General features: G+C 37.5%; 18 protein-coding genes. 10 read left to right on the plus strand and 8 right to left on the minus strand.

Translation table 11 applies throughout. The features are described 5' to 3' along the window. Positions 1–271 precede the first annotated feature (271 nt). The gene (locus tag ACLKML_RS05765) at positions 272–1624 is read right to left on the minus strand and encodes a D-serine ammonia-lyase (RefSeq protein ID WP_413282759.1); all 1353 of its coding nucleotides are present in this window, start codon (positions 1622–1624) and stop codon (positions 272–274) included. Positions 1625–1913: 289 nt separating this feature from the next. Then, entirely contained in the window at positions 1914–2528 is a 615-nt protein-coding gene (locus ACLKML_RS05770) for a LysE family translocator (protein WP_413282760.1), read from the minus strand. Positions 2529–2986: 458 nt separating this feature from the next. Here ACLKML_RS05770 and ACLKML_RS05775 point away from each other — a divergent pair, with 458 nt between their 5' ends. After that, positions 2987–4084, plus strand: a complete 1098-nt coding sequence (locus ACLKML_RS05775; RefSeq protein WP_413282761.1) for an NAD(P)-dependent oxidoreductase — start codon at positions 2987–2989, stop codon at positions 4082–4084. Positions 4085–4412: 328 nt separating this feature from the next. Here ACLKML_RS05775 and ACLKML_RS05780 read toward each other — a convergent pair whose 3' ends face one another. From ACLKML_RS05780 to ACLKML_RS05805, 6 genes are all read right to left on the minus strand, one after another. Further along, the gene (locus ACLKML_RS05780) at positions 4413–5339 is read right to left on the minus strand and encodes a dihydroorotate dehydrogenase (RefSeq protein ID WP_413282762.1); all 927 of its coding nucleotides are present in this window, start codon (positions 5337–5339) and stop codon (positions 4413–4415) included. Continuing rightward, positions 5336–6166: a dihydroorotate dehydrogenase electron transfer subunit gene (locus ACLKML_RS05785; RefSeq protein WP_413282763.1), complete on the minus strand. Its 831-nt coding sequence runs from the start codon at positions 6164–6166 to the stop codon at positions 5336–5338. Before ACLKML_RS05785 ends, ACLKML_RS05780 begins: the two co-directional genes overlap by 4 nt. Positions 6167–6175: 9 nt before the next feature. Next, positions 6176–7453: a TRAP transporter large permease gene (locus ACLKML_RS05790; protein ID WP_413282764.1), complete on the minus strand. Its 1278-nt coding sequence runs from the start codon at positions 7451–7453 to the stop codon at positions 6176–6178. 15 nt (positions 7454–7468) lie between these two features. Then, positions 7469–7981, minus strand: coding sequence for a TRAP transporter small permease (locus ACLKML_RS05795; RefSeq protein ID WP_413282765.1), 513 nt, complete (start codon positions 7979–7981; stop codon positions 7469–7471). A 56-nt stretch (positions 7982–8037) separates the two neighbouring features. After that, the gene (locus tag ACLKML_RS05800; RefSeq protein WP_413282766.1) at positions 8038–9123 is read right to left on the minus strand and encodes a TRAP transporter substrate-binding protein; all 1086 of its coding nucleotides are present in this window, start codon (positions 9121–9123) and stop codon (positions 8038–8040) included. 600 nt (positions 9124–9723) lie between these two features. Next, on the minus strand, positions 9724–10740 hold the full coding sequence (locus ACLKML_RS05805) for a LacI family DNA-binding transcriptional regulator (RefSeq protein ID WP_413282767.1): 1017 nt from the start codon (positions 10738–10740) through the stop codon (positions 9724–9726). A 320-nt stretch (positions 10741–11060) separates the two neighbouring features. Here ACLKML_RS05805 and ACLKML_RS05810 point away from each other — a divergent pair, with 320 nt between their 5' ends. From ACLKML_RS05810 to ACLKML_RS05850, 9 genes are all read left to right on the plus strand, one after another. Then, a complete protein-coding gene (locus ACLKML_RS05810; RefSeq protein ID WP_413282768.1) occupies positions 11061–12647 on the plus strand; it encodes an FGGY-family carbohydrate kinase in 1587 nt (528 codons plus the stop codon). Between the two features lie 43 nt (positions 12648–12690). Further along, positions 12691–14340 carry a hypothetical protein gene (locus ACLKML_RS05815; protein ID WP_413282769.1) on the plus strand — a complete coding sequence of 550 codons (1650 nt, stop codon included), beginning with the start codon at positions 12691–12693 and terminating at the stop codon, positions 14338–14340. Next, positions 14337–15242, plus strand: a complete 906-nt coding sequence (locus tag ACLKML_RS05820; RefSeq protein WP_413282770.1) for a dihydrodipicolinate synthase family protein — start codon at positions 14337–14339, stop codon at positions 15240–15242. Before ACLKML_RS05815 ends, ACLKML_RS05820 begins: the two co-directional genes overlap by 4 nt. A 39-nt stretch (positions 15243–15281) precedes the next feature. Continuing rightward, positions 15282–16265 (plus strand): DctP family TRAP transporter solute-binding subunit, encoded by a 984-nt coding sequence (locus tag ACLKML_RS05825; RefSeq protein ID WP_413282771.1) that lies wholly within the window; start codon positions 15282–15284, stop codon positions 16263–16265. A gap of 46 nt (positions 16266–16311) precedes the next feature. Beyond that, positions 16312–16800, plus strand: a complete 489-nt coding sequence (locus tag ACLKML_RS05830) for a TRAP transporter small permease (RefSeq protein ID WP_413282772.1) — start codon at positions 16312–16314, stop codon at positions 16798–16800. Next, on the plus strand, positions 16791–18074 hold the full coding sequence (locus ACLKML_RS05835; RefSeq protein ID WP_413282773.1) for a TRAP transporter large permease: 1284 nt from the start codon (positions 16791–16793) through the stop codon (positions 18072–18074). The genes ACLKML_RS05830 and ACLKML_RS05835 overlap by 10 nt, the downstream gene beginning before the upstream one ends. Before the next feature lie 481 nt (positions 18075–18555). Then, positions 18556–19635 carry a UDP-N-acetylglucosamine--undecaprenyl-phosphate N-acetylglucosaminephosphotransferase gene (wecA, locus tag ACLKML_RS05840; RefSeq protein ID WP_413282774.1) on the plus strand — a complete coding sequence of 360 codons (1080 nt, stop codon included), beginning with the start codon at positions 18556–18558 and terminating at the stop codon, positions 19633–19635. A gap of 95 nt (positions 19636–19730) precedes the next feature. Beyond that, positions 19731–20108: a hypothetical protein gene (locus ACLKML_RS05845; protein WP_413282775.1), complete on the plus strand. Its 378-nt coding sequence runs from the start codon at positions 19731–19733 to the stop codon at positions 20106–20108. Positions 20109–20278: 170 nt separating this feature from the next. After that, positions 20279–21667 (plus strand): ferric reductase-like transmembrane domain-containing protein, encoded by a 1389-nt coding sequence (locus ACLKML_RS05850; RefSeq protein ID WP_413282776.1) that lies wholly within the window; start codon positions 20279–20281, stop codon positions 21665–21667. Positions 21668–21675 lie beyond the last annotated feature (8 nt).

The following is a 21675-nucleotide window of genomic DNA, read 5'->3' on the forward strand; positions in this document are numbered from 1 at the left end:
ATGGACATGTGGCAAAACGTATTCTAAAACATGGGTCACGAGTAATCACGGTGTTCGACCTTGGTTACTCGTGACAGATAAACCGCATCGTTTTCATATTATTCACAAAGAGATTATTGCATAATGAATTGATGCCAACAGCGAATACAGTAATAATCGATGTGCAAGCTCCGATAAATCCACAGAAGTACGTATTTAGCTAAAATAGTAATAGAACAGCAAAATTAAAATTCAAAACTAGGGTTTACCCAAAGCGCTTTGATATTTTAGTTTAACGGTTAACCGATAGATGTTTTTTGCCATTATCATAATAACGCTCCCATTCTTGCTTTGGCACCATTCTTCCTCCCGTAGCCCATACGATATGAGTAGAATTTTTCATTACTTTGGCAAGCTTTTCACTTGTTAAATAGTCGGAAGACTGCGTCGCTTTACAATAACCAAAAAAACCAGCGGTGGCAGAAGGTTCTAACTTAATGTTTTCAGTATCCCAAGCGAGAGCAAGATAAGGATGAAGCCTTGCATCATCGACTGTAACCACACCATCAATAAGTGGTCGCATTAATCTACAAACAAGACCAGACGGCCGACTAACTGCAAGGCCATCGGCGATGGTTTTGCCCTCTAAACCATAATCTTTTGCACTGACATGTTCATCCATACCAGATCCGAGTCCAACCAGCACCGCTGGTGCTTGTGTTGGTTCAACAAAGATACAACGAACAGCATCGCCAAAAACCAGTTTTAACCCAAATGACACACCGCCAGGCCCTCCGCCAACTCCACAAGGAAGATAAACAAACAGTGGATGGTCAGAATCAATTTGCACATTTTGTTCAGCGAGTTGCTGTTTCAAACGACGAGCTGCAACGGAATAACCTAAAAACAGATCAATAGAGTCTTCGTCGTCAACGAAGTGGCAGTTTGGGTTGTTCGAGGCTTCATTACGGCCCTCAATAACGGCACAACCGTAGTCATCTGAATGCTCTATTACAGTAACGCCTTTTGAACGTAGCAGATCTTTTTTCCATTGACGTGCATCCGCCGACATATGGACGGAAACATTCAAACCCAAGCACGCGCCCATGATCCCAATACTCATTCCCAAGTTGCCAGTCGACCCCACAACCAGAGAATAGTGACGGAAAAATTGACGATATTTCTCTGAGGCAAATATGGAATAATCGTCGTCATCAGACAATAAGCCGTTCTCTATAGCCAGTGTTTCAGCGTGCTTTAACACTTCATAAATACCGCCACGAGCTTTAATAGAACCGGAGATAGGCAAATCACAATCTAATTTTATCATTAAACGGCCAACCGCTGGGAAACCGAACAACGACTCGATGGCTGCTTGCATATCAGGAGCATCAACTACGGCGGATTCAATCCTACCGTGAGCAGCTTTAGTTTCAGGAAAAACAGTTGCAATATAAGGCGCAAAGCGATCGAGCCTTTGTGCGGCGTCTATTTCTTCTGCTGCGGTTAAATCGATTAACTGGCGCGCTTCTTCAAACGATATTTTTTCTGAATTCAGCCAAAAACATTCTTTCCCTGCCACGACGCTCTCTTGATTGGCAAAAACTTTTGCGTTTTTTAAACCTTCAGGTGTGTTAACACTCACTAATCAGCTCCATTTTATTCAACGTATTATGGTTTCTTTCATTTAAGAAAGAGAAGGTTGCTTCACAACCGTAATGCTATCTCAAGCCTAGCTGGTCGGCATAATTTCAATGCTTGTTAAGGTTGATGTAACTTGGTTATCAATTCAAAAGATGATATCGGCGATATCTTCCGGTTGAATAGAAAATGATCAACTCAATCCGCTGTTATGTCAATGGTGCGATACATTAATCCATATTCTAATTAACAAGTGGTTACCGTACCTTCTTTAGTTATTAAGAATAGATGGATCAATGTGTAAATTGCTGCCAAATATCGCTAATCACAGGTAGGACAGACACAACTAATAACAACGACATTGAGAGATTAAACCAACGTAAATACTGAGCATTTTGGAGGTGTTGGCGAAGCAATGAGCCAAACATTAACCAAATACCTACGCATGGAAATGAAATGACAAAAAAGGTAATCGCAATCGTGATATTTTGAAACGCATAGTGTTCTCCAACGCTGGTAAATGCGGTAATAGCGCCAATAGCAACCACCCAAGCCTTGGCATTTACCCACTGAAATAAAGCACCTTTCAAGAAACCCAGAGGTTTGATTCGTTGGCTCTCTTGGTCAATATTGCGACTTGTTGCAATAAGTAAAGCTAAATACAGTAAATAGGCGGTACCGGTTATCTTTATGAGCAAGTTGAGTTTAGGAAACACATTAAATAGATGACCAAATCCGAGTCCTACTAATAACAACATGATAGTAAAGCCGACACAAATACCTGCTAGTAAAGGTAGACTTTTACGTACGCCAAAATTAAGTCCGGATGTCATGACCATTATATTGTTCGGACCAGGAGTTACCGAACAAGAAATGGCAAATAGTGCCACGGACAAGATATATTCCAATTTTAGTTCCTCTAGATAGCCGTTATTTGATGTTGTGTATTCATTTATACGATTAACTGAATGTATTGATAAAGCCAAAAGTCACGATATTGAGTGTATATCAAGGTAACTGATCTCAATGTAATGATAAGAAAATAGCATTCGATTTTATATCATGGTGACAGCTAGTAGCCAACTAAGATAGAGAATATTGGATGGTGAAATAAGCTTTGGCTGTGATTACTAAGTGATGGTTTTATTTTATATCGCTTTATATCGCTTTATATCGCTTTATATCGCTTTATATCGCTTTATATCGCTTTATATAGCTTAGGATAGCGTTAGTAGCTCCTCTAAAAACATCGTATAATCAATTTGTTAATAAAAAATAATTCATACATTAAGATAGACGTCGATCTTTCTTTTATACCAATTGACGCAGATACTTACTAAGTGCGTTAACACTATTAGGACTAAACATGAATTTTAATCAAGATTTGGCATGGAACCAACGTCATATGCTACGCACTGAAAATGTCGTCTCACAGCTGCAAAATTGTGCAAACAAAAAGTTAGCCGTTAGTACGCACTTGGATATCAAAATGGTGTCGTTTTATGAAGGATATTTAAAGCAGGGTGGTCAACTATTTATCACAACCTGCAACCCAACTACTGTTCGAGATGAAGTTGTAGAGTATCTCGTTTCGATAGGAGCAGAGGCTAGCGCCTGGAAAAACATGAGTGAAAAAGACTGGCAAGCTTCTTTGCATATGGCTCTGGAATGGCAACCAACGCACTTATGTGAATTTGGTGCTCAACTCGGTGCTATTTATCACGGTAATTCACAATATAACGGTGTTCTGGCTAGCTTAGAAGGGACAGGGTCAGGAGTATCAGCACTAAATAAGCTACAATTAGAACATCCTGTGTTTAACTGGGATGATCTTGATGCAAAAGAGGGGTTACATAATCGTCATATGGTTGGATTGAGTGCATGGCAAGCCTTTATGGAACGTACTCATTTGTCACTTCACGAGAAAAAAGTCGTAATAATAGGTTATGGCTTAGTTGGCCAAGGGTGTGCTGCGTCGGCAAAATCTTTTGGTGGACAGGTAATTGTGGCAGAAAATGATCCATCTCGTTCTCTTTTAGCCGCCTATGACGGATGGCATACTGCAGCACTGAGTGACGTGATTGATCAAGCTGATGTGATAGTCACTGCAACCGGAGTATCTGGGGTATTGAATGAAGCGATGTTAAAGCAGTTGAAACCTGGTACGTTTTTAATGAATGTTGGACACGTGAACCACGAGATTAGGCTCGATACTTTAACGCAATACCAAGTTGAAGAAATCATGCCCGAAATTTATGAATATCGTTATGGCGAGCATTATTTCTATGCGTTATCGAATGGTGCAATGTTTAATTTAACCGCTGGCTATGGTGACAGTTTGAATGCTTTTGATGTTTCTTTAGCATTGATGGGCGCTGGTGTTAAACACATGTTCGAACATAGTGATGATTTTACAAATGGTATTCATATGCTGCCAGAGAAAGCTTGGAAACCAGTTCTATAATAGACTTAAAAGCAGAACAAGTTGGTCTGTTTATGGTACTGCCAGGTTACGTGATGCTTTGGCAGTACTTTTTATAGTAATCTTTAAAAATACCGATTCTCTCCTTACATTATAAATGTCCGTCAGTTTCTAAAATAGAGAATGATTTCATGGTGTTTATAATCAAGCTTATTGAAATATGGCATGACCAGCCTAGCGATTGGGCGACTAAAACACAGCACAGCCGATGACATGCCGGATTTATATTGTGGAACGTTGTAATCAATAACGCTGAGCCGTTGTTCGCAGCGTCATTGAGTCTTTACGGGGTAGCCAATTATCACAATGATTAATATGCGAGGTTTATAGGGTGCGTATCGTCAATACTTCCTACTAATCCATCAAGGGAAGATAGTTGATTTTGCTGCATATATAATTCGAGTTGTTGAGTAATTTTAAGCATAGCTAAAGGATTAATAAAGGTTTCGGATCCTATTTGAACTGCAGATGCGCCAGCTATTAAATATTCAATAACATCTTCAACATTACTGATTCCACCGCAACCAATAACGGGAATATCGACGACATTAGCACATTGATAAGCCATTCTTAAACTAATTGGCTTTAGGCTGGGACCAGATAACCCTCCCATAAGGTTGCCTAGTTTCGGTTTGCCTGTTTTTATGTCGATAGCCATTGCCAGCAACGTGTTCGAAACGACTAAAGCATCGGCTCCAGATGCTTGTGCGGCTAATGCTACTTCAACTATTTCACCAGTATTTGGCGTGAGTTTTGCCCACAACGGTAAGTCTGTCGCTGCGCGCATTTTTGCCATTACTGCAGCCGTTGAAGAGGCTCGCATGGCAAAAGCTTTGCCATCGGCTTCGATATTTGGGCAAGAAATGTTAACCTCAATCGCCGCCACACCAGGAACCGTTATTTCTTCGCATATACGTGCAAATTCATCTACCGTTCCGGCTGAAACGCTCACGACCAAGGGGGTTTCATACTGTTGATAAAAAGGAATGACGTTTTTCTTGAATTCGTTCACGCCTTTACTTGGAATTCCGATAGAGTTCAACATACTGCCACGGACTTCGCATACTCTTGGAGTAGGATTGCCACCACGAACTTCTCGTGTAATGGTTTTGGTGACATGGGCTCCCAATTCATCAATATTAAATAGGTCGGCAAGATCTTCTGAAAAAGTGCCAGATGCAGGCATTATAGGGCTTTTAAGCTTAAGTTTGCCGATGTTTACAGATAAATCGATCATAAAATAACTCCTTGTAAATCGAATACTGGCCCTTCTTTACATACACGCTTGGATACAATTTCATTACCTTGTTTAAACGGTTTTACGCAACAAAAACACATACCAATGCCACAAGCCATTTGTTGTTCTAGCGCAACTTGCCCTGGAATCGTAAAAATTTGTGAGAGTTTTTGAAGTAAATGCTGAATTCGTTTTGAGCCACAAGTATAAAAGCAGTCGACTTGTTCGTTTTCAATCACTTGTTGTATGACCGATTGCATATTATCCATATCTGACGTGCCTTCGCTGTCAGTCAATGTGATCACATTGACGCCTTTTGATCGAAAATAATCGATAGACATTAGAAGTTCTGGTGAACGTGCACTACAAATAGCGGTGACTTTGCAGCCCTTTTGTTGTGCTAAATCAGCTAACGGCGCCAGCGTGGCTAAGCCGACTCCTCTGGCAACCAAAACGATGTGCCGATACGTTGGTAAAATATCAAACCCACGCCCGAGTGGACCAACGACACTGATCTCTTGGCCTTGGTTTAACTCAGACATTGCATTGGTTCCTTCTCCTTGAACTTTGTAGAGAAAGTGCAATTCGCCATTGTGTTTGTTGGCAGCATAAATGCTCATTGGGCGTCTTAAATAAGGTTGTAGAGTACCAATCGTTGGACATAGAATTTGGAAAAATTGCCCGGGTTGTATATCTAAAATTTCTTTAGGAGCATCTAGTATCAAATGTCGATAATCGCTATTAACCGATAGATTTTGTTTTACCTTGCAAGATGCTTGGTGAATATGGAACTTATTTTCGATTTCTTCTCTAATTGGAATATTCATAATATTTCACTACAACATTAATTGGGGTAAAAAGGTTGAAAAACCTGGAATATATGTAACTAACGCAAGTACTAGTAAGTTAATTAAAATAAACGGCCACAACCCTTTAATTATTTCTACAACAGGCACTTCTAAGGTAGAAGACGTAACAAAGATATCTAAACCAAAGGGTGGAGTAATCATGCCGATACAAATGTTTAAAGTAACAATTAAGCCAAAATGAACTGGGTCAATTCCCAGGCTCATGGCAACAGGATAGAGTGGTGGAACCAAAATTAATAAAGCCGAATTAGGGTCAATAAACATACCTGCAATTAGGAAGACAATATTGACAATAAATAAGAACAAAATGGCACTTGCACCAATGCTTTCAACCCAAAGACTAATGCTAGTCGGGATTTGCGCTAGTGTGACAAAGAACGACAACATACCGCCAAAGGCGAGAAGAATAAAAATGACCGCGGTGGAGATTGCGCTCATTTCAGTGATTTTGAGTAATTTTTTTAAACTCAGATTTTTATAAATTACACTTTCAACAAAAATAGCATAAATAACACTCACTGCTGCCGATTCGGTTGCAGTAAATAATCCAGAATAAATACCGCCTAATATAAGTACTGGCATTCCTAGCGCCCAAAATGAATTTTTAAATTCAGTAATTAATTCATGTTTAGGTGGTTTGTTTTGTTTGGTTACGTTGGCTATTTTTGCTTCTAATAAGACCAATAAGAAAAACGCAAAACCTAAAGTGAAACCAACTGATATTCCGCCAACAAATAACTCGGTAATTGAGGTGCCAGTCATCCAACCATAGACAATTAGCGTAATGCTCGGTGGGATTAATAGTGCGGTTTCGGCACTAGATACGATTAAACCTAAACTAAATGATTTACGATAGCCTGTTCGTAATAGCTCAGGATAGATAAGCTTACCAAGTGCTGCGACAGTAGCTGGTGCTGATCCAGAAACCGAACCAAATGCCATTGAGCTACCAATAGCCGTAAGACCGACACCACCAGTTTTATGACCAACCGATAGTTTGATTAATGACATTAGTTTTTTGGCAATTTCGCCAGATGACATAATGTGAGCAGCAAATACAAAAAAAGGAATGGCTAATAAGGTTGTATGGTCAATGCCCGCAACAAGTTTTTGTATTAGTGAAATATCGGGGATGCCACTAAAATAGGCTTCTTTAGTCAAAAAGGTAGGAATACCAAGCACTAAAAACATTTCGAAACCAAATATTAATAGGACTAACGCGACTAGGATAATTAAAAAAATCATATGTAAACCTTAGAATTATGATGGCTGATTATTAGTTGGAAACCGATTAATGAACCCCATCAAACTAAATAGGTATCTACAGGAAAGAGAGAGAAAGCCAACAGCTGGTGCTAAATAGATAATGGCCATAGAAATGTTCAATGTTGAACTCATTTGCCCACTATTAAAAACCATAATCATCAGCTGAACGCTAATGAAAAATAAATATGCTGAAAAAACAAGGCCAACAGTATCAATTATTTTCATTAAGATTAATCCGTTTTTTTCACCAAGTTTTTCTAAAATCAAAGGGATTCTTACGTGTTTACCTTTCTCTAAGGCTAAGCCGAGAGTCATAAAAACAAGAAAGATATTCATTATTCCTACAACTTCTTCTATCCAAGAAAATTTATTTGATAATTCACTTGGAAGTTCACGCACTACAATGCCAAAAAAGAAGATTGAAACCATAAGTAAAAATATGATTGAAATAATCAGCCGTTCTATTTGTTTTATATTTTTGAACGTTTTTTTTATATTGCTCTTCATAATCCATCTCGAAATAACAGATGGTTTGGCTTAATAAAACCAAACCACCTAACGGTTTATTTTAATTCGTTGTAGGTTTTTTCATATAACGACAGTATTTCTTTACCTTTTTCGCCAGAGAACGAAAGGTACGCTTTTTTAGCAGCAGGATACATAACATCACGTATTTGGCTGCGTTCTTCTTCACTTAATACTTTGATCGCGATATCAGATTTTTTGATTTCAGCTAGCGCATGTTCAATTGCTTCATCCTTACTGATTTCTAGAGCAGGAATTGCTTCGTTAAAAGCAGTAACAATGATTTGTTGGTAGTTCTTTGGTAGCGAATTCCACCATGCTTCATTGAATAATACGATGTCTTCCATCGCACCATGTTCCGATATCACCAAGTTGTCTTGAACTTGATAGAACTTCATTCTATAAATCGTATCGAGAGGGTTTTCTTCTCCGTCGACAACACCAGTTTGCAGTGATGTATAAAGTTCACCGAAAGGCAGGGGTAACGCGGATGCACCAAGCGCATTAAATTGAGAAATTAAAACCTTAGAGTTCATCACGCGGAACTTTTGTCCATCAAAGTCGGTTATGTTGTCTAGAGACTTATTTGAAGTGAAGTTTTTGCGCCCATTAGGCCATAGTGCAATCGCTTTAACACCTAACCCTGTAAAGCTATCCAAAATAGCCGTGCCAAATTCACTGCTACGAATCTTTGTTGATAGTTCTCTATCTGTTGGATATAAATAAGGTATATCTAATACAGAAACTACTTTATTGAAACCACCCAAAAAGGCAGCAGGTGACACCGTTCCTTGAATCACACCAAACTGAGTACTTTCCGTCATTTGTCTTTGATTTCCCAACTGAGCAGAAGGGAAAAACTGCAAACTTACTTCACCAGAGGTTCGTTCATCAACTAATGATGCCACTTTTAGTAGCGCTTGATGGCGTGGTTGTTGAGCGGATTCCAAATGTCCTATACGAGCTTCAAATTGCGCTGAGAAAACTTGAGATGAAAGCAAAGCTAAACCTAATGTCGCTAGTACTGAACTTTTTTCAAACACCTTACGTACACTTGTTTTACCTACACTGGTTTTACATACACAGGCTTTACGTACATTATCCTTACGTACATTTTTGTTCATTGTTGATCACCTTATATTTTAATTTAAAACACACTATTATTGGTAGAAATAGGTGCGCACATACAAAATGTTAAAGCTCAATTTCATCGTCATATAACAAAATAAGGTTTATTGTTTGTCTTTAGGTTCACTAGCGAAAATTAAGACAATAAAGAATGATTATTTTGTGTATATCAGATTTCAATCATCGCTTACATTGCTTAAAGCAATATAAGTGCCATGAAGTATATAAAATGATATTTGTATCATAAAATAGACGAAAAAGGTTAACTTGTTAACTAAAAATCGAGAAATAAGACAGGATGTAATGTTTTTTTTTATTTTTGTTTTTTATTAGTGTTTGATTATAAAGAATATTTTTGGTTTAAAAGATGGTTGGTATAGTATGAGAATAATATGATGATATGTCATTTTATTAAGTTAAATTTATCGACAACATTCTTTATCTGAGCATGTTCAATCAGTAATCCTCACTTGTAATGCACCATTTTCGTGCCACTGCACAAAAATGGTGCCAAAAACGCAAGCGGATAGCTTTATCTTACTATCAGGAAAAATTAGCCTAATCTTAACTTTTATTAGAGTATATTGTTGATTCTATTAGTTACGAATAATAATTTGAGGGGCTACCACAATATTTCTTCCAACCATTATTTTAGTTTCAATAGCTGAATTCATTATAGAGCTTGCATGCTCGGCAATCGATTTAGCATCTTGTTGAACGGAAATAACGGTATTAGGTAAAAATTCTAACATGGTATGATCATCAAAGGTTCCAATCACAAGATTATGTGGAATAACACCGTACCGCTGTTTTATAAAATGAAGGCCACCTTCTAAAATAGGTAATGAAGAGAATACTATAGATTCAGGAAGCCGATTTAATTCATTAATTAACTGGCTCATTCCCTCATAACCATCTTGAAAGCGATTATGAGGCACGGCATGCAACCAATTAGAAGTTAGTGGTTGTTGTAATTTATGGTGGCCATCAACAAAACCTTGTAGCCTATCTTTAATACTAGGCAACTCTGTATCACCACAAATCATATATATTTCGTGAACAGACTTTTTTAAAATAGTTCTTGATAGCTCAAAAAAACCAAAATAATTATCGCTAACAACAGTTGATTGTCCGTCAATTTTGAAATCTCGGTCTAAAAATAAAATAGGCTTATCCACGATATTACGTGCTGTGACACGCTGTTGTTCTTTTGTACTAGAGACAATAAATAGACCGTCAACTCCTCTTTCTACTAATTTTTTGATCACTTTCTGTTCTCTAACTGGATCACTATCTGTACAGACGGTTATAAGTTGATAACCTTTTTGTACACATTGGTATTCAAGCCATTCAGTCATCAAAGAGAAGAAAATATTAGTGAGTCTAGGAACAACAAGACCTAATGTGTTGGTTTTCTTCAACTTAAGGCTACGAGCTGTATGATTAATGATTATTCCATATTCATCTATATATTTTTTAATTTTATCTTGTGTTCTTTTTGCAATGCGATATCGAGTCGCTTGCCCGTTTACGACTAGTTTCACAGTGGTAGTCGAAACTCCCATCTCATTTGCAATTTCACTGATCGTTTTGCCGATTTTTTTTTCATTCATAATAATAATTTACTATTTTAGCCCTAGCTACTTTAGTCATAACTATTGTATCTAAACAAAACCATATTGTCGGTGATATATCGCTAAAAACCTTGCTAATAATGGCGTTAAAAATGACAAATAAGTCAAATAATAAGTTTGTACTTATATGTATAGATAAACGGTTAAAAAACATTCACAGATCACATATTAAACAACAAAGTTAATACTTCGTCACATTATGATATTAGTTTATTGAACTCATTAATCAACGATGCTACACCTAGCTAATACGAGTTAGCAAGTCCTTATACATACTGAGATAGGATTAGAGGTGAGTAATGAATGAATATTTCGTAGGCGTTGATGTAGGCTCAGGAAGTGCAAGAGCAGCTGTTTTCAATAGCCGTGGACAAAAAATAGCGATGGCTATCAGTCCAATAAAACAGTTTCGACCCAAAGCTAATCATGTAGAACAATCTTCCTCTGATATCTGGTTACAAGTCTGCAGCGTAGTAAAAACAGCTGTATCAGATAGCGAAATCGATATAGAAAATATTAAAGGTATTGGTTTTGATGCAACTTGCTCACTCGTTGCTGTTGATAAAGATCAACAACCCGTATCGGTTTCAGTCAGTGGTCGTGATGATCAGAACATTATTATGTGGATGGATCACAGAGCAATAGATGAATCTATTGAGATTAACAGGACCGAAGATCAGTCATTAAAATATGTGGGGGGGGAAGTTAGCCCTGAGATGGAACTGCCTAAAATACTTTGGCTTAAAAAACATCTCCCGAATCAATACAAAAAAATAAATCTACTATTTGATCTTGCGGATTTTCTTGTTTTTCAAGCTACTGGGCAGCCAGTAAGAAGTGTCTGTACGAAAAGCTGCAAGTGGAACTATTTGGCACATGAAGCACAGTGGGCTAATTCCTTACTTATGAAAATTGGATTAACTGACTTGATTGAAAGTGGCAGAGTTTCAGGACCTATTTATGATTTAGGTACCTCTGCAGGCCAATTGACAGAACAATCTGCTCTGGAATTAGGTCTATCGGTCAATACAGTTGTTTCTACAGGTATTATTGATGCCCATGCAGGTGGATTAGCAATAATAGGCAATGAGCCAGAAACCACATTAGCTATTATTGGCGGGACCTCATCTTGTCATATGGCAATTACAAATACGAAAACATTTATCAATGGCATATGGGGGCCTTATTGGGGAGCAATGCTTCCGGATTATTGGTTATTAGAAGGAGGACAAAGTGCTTCTGGAGCCTTGATTGATCATGTCATTCGGAGTTCTTCTGAATATCATGTTTTAAGGCAAAGAGCGGAGGTTGAACAGCGTACGATATACGAAATTTTGAATGAAAGAATTTTAGAGCTGGAAGCTGAAGATCCAAGCTTCATGAGGGATTTTCATATGTTGGGTTATCACCATGGAAATAGATCACCTAGAGCAGACCCAACATTAACAGGAATGGTCACTGGACTTACTCTCAACGAGAACCTAGATGAGTTAGCAGTACACTATTTAGCCGCAATCCAATCCATCGCTTATGGCACAAGGCATATTATTCAAGAAATGGGTAATAACGGACATCATATAAAACAAATCAATATGTGTGGTGGAGGAACCAAAAACCCAATTTGGCTTCGAGAACATGCCGACATTACTGGTTGTGATGTTGTTTTATCTAAAGAACCAGAAGCAGTTATTTTGGGCGCTGCTATCTTAGGTGCAGCAGCAAGTGGAACCTACCAATCAATAGACGATGCGATCAAAAATATGACCAACGAGGGCAGTCGTATTTTACCTAATTCAACTAGAAAGCCATTTCATGACGCCAAATACGAAGTGTTCATAGAGATGTATCACGACCAAATAAAATATAGAAACATAATGAGCCAATAATCATCTTGGCAAATACTTAAAAATAAATAAAGAGGAAAACAGGATGGAACTCACCCTGGAATTACCCGAATCTTGTACCAAGTTGGTAGCTGGGAAAAATGAACTTGTTTTAGTGACCAGCGGAGATTTACGAGATAGTGCAAACCAAAAATGTTGGCCTGTACAAGATGAATTTGAGCAAAAATTTTCAAATGTCATGAAGCACACCTTCGATTATAACGTTATCCGAGGCCACTCATTTGATAAAACTAGAGGTCACGGATTCATTGCTAGCCAAAGAGAAGGTTGCGATGTTTTTGAAGGGATAGATGAAAACGCTCCTGTTGTTGTATTACTCACTGCATGGCAATATTCTCATCACTTAGCACCTGCTTTAATGACACATAAAGGCCCTATATTAGTACTAGCTAATTTTGATGGGACATGGCCTGGTTTGGTCGGAGCACTTTGTTTAGAAGGGACACTGACAAGCCTTGGACGTGAATATTCTCGATTGTGGTCAGAGCATTTAGATGATGAATTCTTTCTAACTAATATGAAACATTGGTTAGCTAATAAAACCATTTCACATGACACGTCTTACCTAAAAAAAGTACAGCCAGATAATGATCTATTGACAACGCCTGCGGCACAATTAGGTAAGAAAGTTGGACAATATATTCTAGAACATAAAGACATTATGGGGCTTTTTGATAGTTTTTGTATGGGAATGATGAATGGCGTTTTTCCTCAAAAATGTCTGGTGGATATAGGTATGCCAATGGAGAGTTTATCTCAATCGGCATTGCTTCATGAAATGAGCTTAGTACCACAAGATCTTAGAGAAGCTTGCTTATCTTGGTATGAAGAGAAAGGAATGACCTTCCAATTTGGTCAAAATGAAGAAACCGAACTCACTCGTAACCAAGTTTTAGAGCAGTGTGCCATGATGATTGCCATGGCAAGATTCGCCGAAAGATTTGGTTTAGCAAGTATTGGTGTGCAGTATCAACAAGGCTTGAAAGATAGCTGCGCAGCATCCGATTTTGCCGAAGGAGCAATAGGCTCCAGCTTACGTTTTCCAATTCCAGATGAAAACGGGCAGATTATTCGTCCGAACAAACCAATCCCTTGTATAAATGAAGTCGATATGGGAACCGCTATCCCACAAACGATGTTGTTTCGCCTTCTTGACTCATTAGGCTTGCCATCCGAGACAACATTGCATGATATTCGCTGGGGAAGTGAATTTGAAGGAGTCTTTTACTGGGATTTTGAAATTTCTGGTTCGGTGCCATTCGAGCACCTACGCGGAGGTATCTCTGGTGCCCAAGGTAATCGTCAACCAGCAATGTTTTTCCCTAAAGGTGGCTCTACTATATCTGGGCAGTGTAAAGCTGGAAGTTTTATATGGGCAAGAGCTCACTATGAAGAAAACACAGTTTATATGCACATAGGAACAGGAGAAGCAGTGGAACTTCCTGAACAAGAATTTCAACGTAGACTAAACAGTACAACAAAAGAATGGCCACTGATGAATTGCACATTAGATGGTGTCTCCAAAAATGATTTAATGGCAGGACATCAAAGTAACCACATAACTATCGCTTATGTTGACAAAGCGCACTTAAATACCGTTTTCGAAGCATTTGTGGCTCAATCTATTGTTCAAAACATTAATGTATCTATTGCAAATAAGGAATTTAAGCTGTGAATATTAAAAATATACCAAATGGCGTGATTCCCGTCATGCTTACCCCATTTAATGAAGATTTAAGCATTGACTATCCAAGCTTAGAAAAACTTATTGAATGGTATCTTTCTAATGGAGCGGTTGCACTTTTTGCAGCTTGTCAATCAAGTGAAATCATGTACTTGGATGACAATGAAATTCAAAACCTAGTTAAGTTCATTGTTCAAAAAACCAATGGACGAGTTCCGGTATTAGCATCTGGCCACACTGCCGATTCTACAGACGAACAAATAAAACAATTACAAGGAATGGTCGATGCTGGTGCTGATGGTATTGTACTAATTACTAATCGATTAGGTGATAAAAACGCATCTGACGAAGACGTAATCAATAATATTACTCATCTAGCAAATAATTTACCTGAAGATACATTACTTGGATTATATGAATGTCCAACGCCATGGAAGCGATTACTTACTGATAAAGTGATTCAATGGTGCGTAGATAGTGGAAAATTTGGCTTTTTAAAAGATACATGCTGTGCAGAAGACATACTCGAAACACGGCTAGAAATAACAAAAGGAACAGACTTCAAAATTTATAATGCCAATGGTCCGACTTTGCTGTTTTCATTACAACATGGTGCGGCAGGATACAGTGGAATTATGGCAAATTATTTTTGTGAACCTTATGTATGGTTGTGTAAAAATTACGACACACCAGAAGCAGAAACCGTCAGTAATGCGTTAGCAACAGCCTCTTTAATTGAGTTTGTCAGCTATCCTGTATCGGCAAAATACGCCCAGAAAAAAATGGGGAATTTCACCACTACTAAATCTCGTGTCTTAGATGAACAAGAGTTTTTCAAAGATGCAAATAAACTGGTTGTTGACCAGACTATTAGCTTAATAAAAAACAAATAATTATAAATAATGACTACCAACGTGAATAAAGGAAACACTATGAAAATTAGAACAGCACTTTCTACGGCGATTATTGCTACCACTTTAAGCTTTACTGCATCAGCAAAAACATTTGTATTTTCTGATGAAGGAGTACCGAGTGATCCTCACATTAAAGGGATGGAAGTATTCTCTGAGGAACTGTCAAAACTTACCAATGGTGAAAGTGATGTGAAGGTTTATCACTCAGCTCAGTTAATGAACAAAATATCAAGCTTGGCTTCTATCAAGCGAGGACGATCGGTTGATTTTGTTTACACTGGGCCAAACTGGATAGCAGAATACGTACCATACATGTCTATGTTTGCATCGTCTTACTTATTCTCTGATTATCAATCTATGACCGATACTTTAAATGGCCCTATCGGAAAAGATATGTTTGATGATATTGCCGAGAAGACAGGTATTAGACCGTTAAGCGCTTTGTATTTAGGTACGCGTCAATTAAACCTGCGTGATAACTCAAAAATAATCAAAGAACCAAAAGATCTAGAAGGCGTAACACTTCGAATGCCTAATGCTACAACTTGGATGGAAATGGCCAGATCATTAGGAGGAAACCCTACACCATTAGCATTCCCAGAAGTCTATATGGCATTAAAAACAGGTGCAATTGATGGACAAGATAACCCTCTGCCAACTGATAAAAACGCTAAATTTTATGAAGTAACGAAAACCATCGTATTAACAGATCATTATATTAACCCTGTTTTTCTTTCAGTAAACGATGATAATTGGCAAGCAATGTCAGAAAATGAAAGAGATACGATACTCGCTGCATTAGAAAAAGCTAGAGAATATGTCGACCAATATGTATTACAGCAAGAAGGTGAGTTAGTAGATTTCTTTGTTTCTGAAGGTTTAGATGTTTATAAACCTAACAAAGATGCATTCATCGAACATGCTCGTTCTTATTACAAATCTTCAGATATATCGAAAGATTGGGATATGGATTTATATAATAAAATAACGAACAACCAGTAATATTCTCTGAGGGCAAGTTTATCTTGCCCTTTTAAGGATCTTTAATATGAAAATAATAAAAAACATTATCGATATTATAGAAGTTTATTTACCTTCATTAACCTTCTTTTTAATGTTTATCTGTTTTGTGATTCAAATCGTCTCAAGGTATTTTTTTAATCTACCAACCATTTGGACGATGGAAGTATCATTAATTATGTTCCTATGGACCACACTTATTGGTGCCTGTTATGCCTTGCGTGAAAAATCTCATGTCGAATTCACAGCACTTTATGATTTGTATCCCGCTAAAATTCAATTTCTCTGCAGAGTGACCGGAAATATACTGATTATATTTGCATTAGGGTATGCATTGTTACCTAATGTGGAATTTATAGATTTCATGTCTTTCCAAAAAACAACTGCATTGAAAATTAATTTTTCACTTATTTATTCGTCTTACATCATATTTTCAATAATTGTAATTACTAGATTATTAATATCAACGTTTAAAGATTTTAAAATGACTTATAAGAGAGACGAAAAATGTCAATAGGATTGATTTCATTTTTAATTTGTTTTGTCCTTATCTTTGTGATCCGCTTGCCAATAGCGCTGGGAATGATCGCTGCTTCTACATATTATATGATTGCGGCAGGTATGGATGTAACCATGGTCGCTGATCAAATTTTATCAAACCTCATGTCTCAATATTTACTGATTGCAGTACCGTTGTTTGTCTTCACTGCAAATGTCATGAATTCCGGAGTAGTGACGGATAAAATATTCTCATTTGCTTCTGCATGTATCGGCAGACGCAGAGGTGGAATGGGTCATGTAAATGTGTTAGCAAGTATCATTTTTTCTGGGATGACAGGTTCAGCAGTAGCAGATGCTTCTGGACTTGGCGCAATGGAAATTAAGGCGATGAGAAAAGCAGGTTTCGATGATGGCTTCAGCTGTGCAATAACTGCCGCTTCGTCAACAATAGGCCCTATTTTTCCACCTAGCATACCAATGATTTTGTATGCGATGTTATCGGGTGCATCCATAGGTAAACTATTTATAGGTGGAATGCTACCCGGTTTAATGCTTGGAGGAGCATTAATGATGTACATTTCGTATATTTCTACGAAACGTAATTATCCTCGCGGACAGTCATACACACTGAAACAATTCCTATCTATGTCCTGGAGTGCCATTCCTGCTTTATTTACAATGGTAGTATTATTAGGTGGAATTTATAGCGGTATTGTTACACCAACCGAAGCGGCTGCATTAGCAGCACTTTATGCACTGGTTATTTCATTTTTTGTTTATAGATGTTTAAGCTTTTCTGACCTATTAAACATAATTAAAGAAACAGCAAAAACGACCGGAGTATTGACCAGTATTGTTGCTTCAGCTTATGCATTTTCATTTATTGTATCTATAGAAAACATACCAGAAATGATAGGTAATCAATTATTAGGAATTACAGATAATCCACTTGTTTTATTGTTAATAATTAACTTGATTTTCTTAATATTAGGTATGTTTTTAGATACAACAGTAATCTTATTAGTATTTATACCTATGGTTCTTCCCGTTGTTGGAGAATTAGGCATTGATCTGGTTCACTTTGGTGTCGTCGTCGTTATGAATATGATGATAGGGTTATCTACTCCTCCATTTGGAATACTGCTTTTTATTGTATCAGGTATTTCAGGGACCAAGTTGCAAAGTGTTATAAAAGAAATTGCTCCTATGTTTGTAGCAATGTTAGTGGTTTTACTACTCATTACTTTTTTTCCGAGTTTAACACTTTGGCTACCTAATTTAATCGGATAAATGTCATTATCGATAGAAAAGGTTTCTACTATTAATTAAAATTTACCATTTATGGTTTCACCCTTAATAGGAACTATAAATGGTAATGGTTTTTTATATTGTCCACCGTTATAATTCATCAGAAGTCTAGTTTATTTAAATTAATTTAAACTTCATGAGTTGACTTGTAAAAATAACAACCATTACCATTTTAATTGTTATCGATATTAAATAATTACAAATATTAACGCTTAGTAATTTTACAATAATTCTATGGTTAATGTACCCTTCTGTTATAAATTCCAACGATTGTTAAATATTAAGCCTAGTTACTCAATCTTGCACTCCGATCGATAAGCGTTGAAGGAATAATATTATTAATAGATATATTTTTTAATATAAAATATCAGCATTCTACGTTATGATATGCGACACCGAGCACGTATTGTGCCTAAGTGATTATAACTACAACACTATTACGCACCGTTAGATATTAATTATTATGTTTATAGAACTATTTTTTGTGTTTATTTATTCGTTTTTGTTGCTGTTCATTTTACGTAAAGCCGCTAAAAAGGTAGGGCTTGTTGATAAACCAGGCCCACGAAAACACCATCAAGGCGCAGTTCCTCTGGTAGGAGGGCTTTCTATATGCATCTCGATAACGCAGTTTTTGGTATTTAAACCTGAACTTATTCCTCATAGCGATCTCTTTTTGAGCTGTATTATTTTGCTAGCTATTTTAGGTGCGTTTGATGATAAGTTTGATCTCAGTGTAAAGATTCGATTGTTGGTCCAAACTGTTCTTGCGATTCTAATGTTTAGCTTAGCCGATATCGAATTGTTAGACGTTGGTAATATAGTTGGAGATGGGAACATACATTTAGGGCTAATAGCGCCGATTGCCACTATTGCAGCCGTTATCGGTGCAATTAATGCGTTCAATATGGTCGATGGTATTGATGGCTTGCTTGGTGGGTTATCGATCACCGTATTTATGGGTTTATCTTTTTTACTTTATCAGGGTGGACAGGGGGGTTTAGCTTACCTTGCAATGGCGGTTATTGTTGCGATGGTCCCATATGTTTGTATGAACCTCGGTGTACTAGGACGACAGCGAAAAGTTTTTATGGGCGATGCCGGTAGCATGGTGATTGGTTTTACCGTTATTTGGTTGTTACTTGAAGCCAGTCAAAGTTCGCATCAAGACCGAGGTCCTATTATGCGCCCAATTACGGCCTTATGGCTGATTGCTGTACCACTAATGGATATGGCAGCGATTATGATTCGTAGGATCCGTCGTGGTGTGTCGCCATTTAAACCCGATAGGGAACACCTTCATCATATCTTCCAACGTTTGGGATTTTCCTCAAGAGGAACATTATTTATAATATGCTTTATATCAAGTCTTTATGTTTGTTTTGGTATTTATGGCGAGATCATGGCTATCGATGAGTCGGTTATGTTTATGCTATTTATGATCTGTTTTATTATCTATGCTGTTTCACTAAGTTATGTTTGGAGGATCACCCATTTTTTACGCAAGTTACGTAAAACTCCATTTGAAACCAACCGTTTATGACAATGACAGGATTTAGAACGGTGCCGATTACATAACTCTGTGTAACAATGAAGTGTATGGTGAGGCATATTGATAACGATAATTTGGTAACTAAAATGTATCTTGAAGAACTCAATCTGTTTAACCGTACTCTTTCTCAACAGACATGGCTTTTAGTCGCTGTCTTCTCGTCTGATAATTCATGGCAATTTGATATTTCTCCAATAGAGAAACAGGGGTCATCAGTAAAAATATGGCAGACGTTAACCCTTAGCTATATAAACGAGCAGTGGCGAAGTTTTAGTCACGGTATCAATGAAGACTTAACAGTTAGCACGCCAAATGTGCCAGTTAAACAGTGGCCATTATTAGGTGGTGAATGTTGGGTGAAGCATATTGATATTCAAGCGAATCAGTTAGTTATCAATCTTGTTGTGAATGGCGAGTATATTAGCTTCATCTGTAGTCGTAGTGGAACGTTAGTTCAAAAGTAAGTTCTTTATTTTCTTTTCCATAAGCTATTTCTTTTTTTGTATTCCTTAACCCTTCCTTAACCACCTGGTTAGTATCATTTGCTTTATCAGAGCAAAGATGAATTTTTGCTATTGAGATTTTGATTATCTCACCAAGAATTTTATTAACAATTATTAATTGGAAGCTAACTATGAATACTGAAACAATGTCTTTGGTTCAGAATACAAAAAACTTACGGCGTTCTAAATGGCATATTAGGAATGGTAAGCTTTTGGCCGGTTATGCGGTTTTATTAAGCTTACCGTTTATAGCGGCACAAACGTTAGATATGGATAACAAAGGGCTTTATTTTAGCTTGTTAAGTATTTTTAATGTCGTTGCTATGATGGCATTTTTTGTTCAATTTCCACTTGGCAGCCGCGTAAAACAAGTTCCGCTATTTGCCAATATTGACTGGAGTATTTCCAAACATAAGAAAATAGGCCAGTGGATTGGTTTCTTTTTTTTGCTCCATCCGGTTTTTATTCTAGCGCCAAAATTTATCCAATCATTCGATGATGGTATTCGAAGTGTAATTAATGTCATTACCGCCCCACAAATGTTGACAGGTTTAATTGCTTGGGTAGCGATGATTGTTTGGACCTTAATGGCGGTGTTTAAGAATAGACTCAAACTTAGCTACGAGATGTGGCGTCTGACTCATGTCGTTGGGTTTGTCATTATAGCGATATTAGCCACTCTACATATTACTAGCGTGGGAAGCCACGGTCAGTTTGAAGCTGAGTTCAATACAGGATGGTGGGCGCTTTGTACTGCCTCTGTTCTGATGGTTGCTTACAATTATCTAGCTAAGAAATGGGTTATGAAAGCTAAGCCATTTACTTTAGTAGAGGTAAAAAAAGTGAGTAGCCGAGATTGGCAGGTAACGTTAGAGAAAAATAGCCAAGATGATTTTGTTTTTAAAGCCGGCCAGTTTGTGTGGCTAAATACGGATAAATCCGTATTTAGTATGAACGAGCATCCATTCTCTATCGCTTCTTGCACCAATGATCTTCCACGTTTCTCGCTGTTGATTCGAGAACTAGGCGATTACACCTCACAACTCGATAAACTTTCAATTGGTCAGAAGGTATTTGTTGATGGGCCATATGGAAGTATGAGTTTAGACAGTAGTAAAAATGCTGAATCGGTTGTTCTTATTGCCGGTGGTGCTGGTATTGGTCCAATGCTGAGTCTATTGAGAGAATTAGCTGTACAAAATGATAAGCGTCCGGTGCGATTAATTTATGGCAATGGTGATTACCAACAGATGGTGTTGCAAACGGAAATTACGCAATTAGAAAAGGATATGCCGGATTTTCGTCAGCAATTGGTTTGTATAAATCCAAGTAATGAAGCTGACGTTCGACAAGGCGTTATCGACAAAAATTGTATTGAGAATGTCTTGCAGCATATGAATGCGAGTCATTGCAATGTTTATCTATGTGGCCCCCAAGGGATGATTTCTTCGGTAAAAACCAGTCTCAATTCACTCAATATTGCTTCATCAGATATCCATTACGAACAAATTTCATTTTAACGACAAGT

The sequence above is a fragment of the Vibrio sp. MA40-2 genome, assembly GCF_047302445.1.
Classification (GTDB): domain Bacteria; phylum Pseudomonadota; class Gammaproteobacteria; order Enterobacterales; family Vibrionaceae; genus Vibrio.

Coding starts and splice junctions, on each gene's coding strand:
- ACLKML_RS05845 (WP_413282775.1), top strand. CDS start 19,731: ATGTATCTTGAAGAACTCAATCTGTTTAACCGTACTCTTTCTCAACAG.
- ACLKML_RS05825 (WP_413282771.1), top strand. CDS start 15,282: ATGAAAATTAGAACAGCACTTTCTACGGCGATTATTGCTACCACTTTA.
- ACLKML_RS05815 (WP_413282769.1), top strand. CDS start 12,691: ATGGAACTCACCCTGGAATTACCCGAATCTTGTACCAAGTTGGTAGCT.
- ACLKML_RS05830 (WP_413282772.1), top strand. CDS start 16,312: ATGAAAATAATAAAAAACATTATCGATATTATAGAAGTTTATTTACCT.
- ACLKML_RS05775 (WP_413282761.1), top strand. CDS start 2,987: ATGAATTTTAATCAAGATTTGGCATGGAACCAACGTCATATGCTACGC.
- ACLKML_RS05850 (WP_413282776.1), top strand. CDS start 20,279: ATGAATACTGAAACAATGTCTTTGGTTCAGAATACAAAAAACTTACGG.
- ACLKML_RS05805 (WP_413282767.1), bottom strand. CDS start 10,740: ATGAATGAAAAAAAAATCGGCAAAACGATCAGTGAAATTGCAAATGAG.
- ACLKML_RS05800 (WP_413282766.1), bottom strand. CDS start 9,123: ATGAACAAAAATGTACGTAAGGATAATGTACGTAAAGCCTGTGTATGT.
- ACLKML_RS05810 (WP_413282768.1), top strand. CDS start 11,061: ATGAATGAATATTTCGTAGGCGTTGATGTAGGCTCAGGAAGTGCAAGA.
- wecA (WP_413282774.1), top strand. CDS start 18,556: ATGTTTATAGAACTATTTTTTGTGTTTATTTATTCGTTTTTGTTGCTG.
- ACLKML_RS05790 (WP_413282764.1), bottom strand. CDS start 7,453: ATGATTTTTTTAATTATCCTAGTCGCGTTAGTCCTATTAATATTTGGT.
- ACLKML_RS05835 (WP_413282773.1), top strand. CDS start 16,791: ATGTCAATAGGATTGATTTCATTTTTAATTTGTTTTGTCCTTATCTTT.
- ACLKML_RS05795 (WP_413282765.1), bottom strand. CDS start 7,981: ATGAAGAGCAATATAAAAAAAACGTTCAAAAATATAAAACAAATAGAA.
- ACLKML_RS05785 (WP_413282763.1), bottom strand. CDS start 6,166: ATGAATATTCCAATTAGAGAAGAAATCGAAAATAAGTTCCATATTCAC.
- ACLKML_RS05780 (WP_413282762.1), bottom strand. CDS start 5,339: ATGATCGATTTATCTGTAAACATCGGCAAACTTAAGCTTAAAAGCCCT.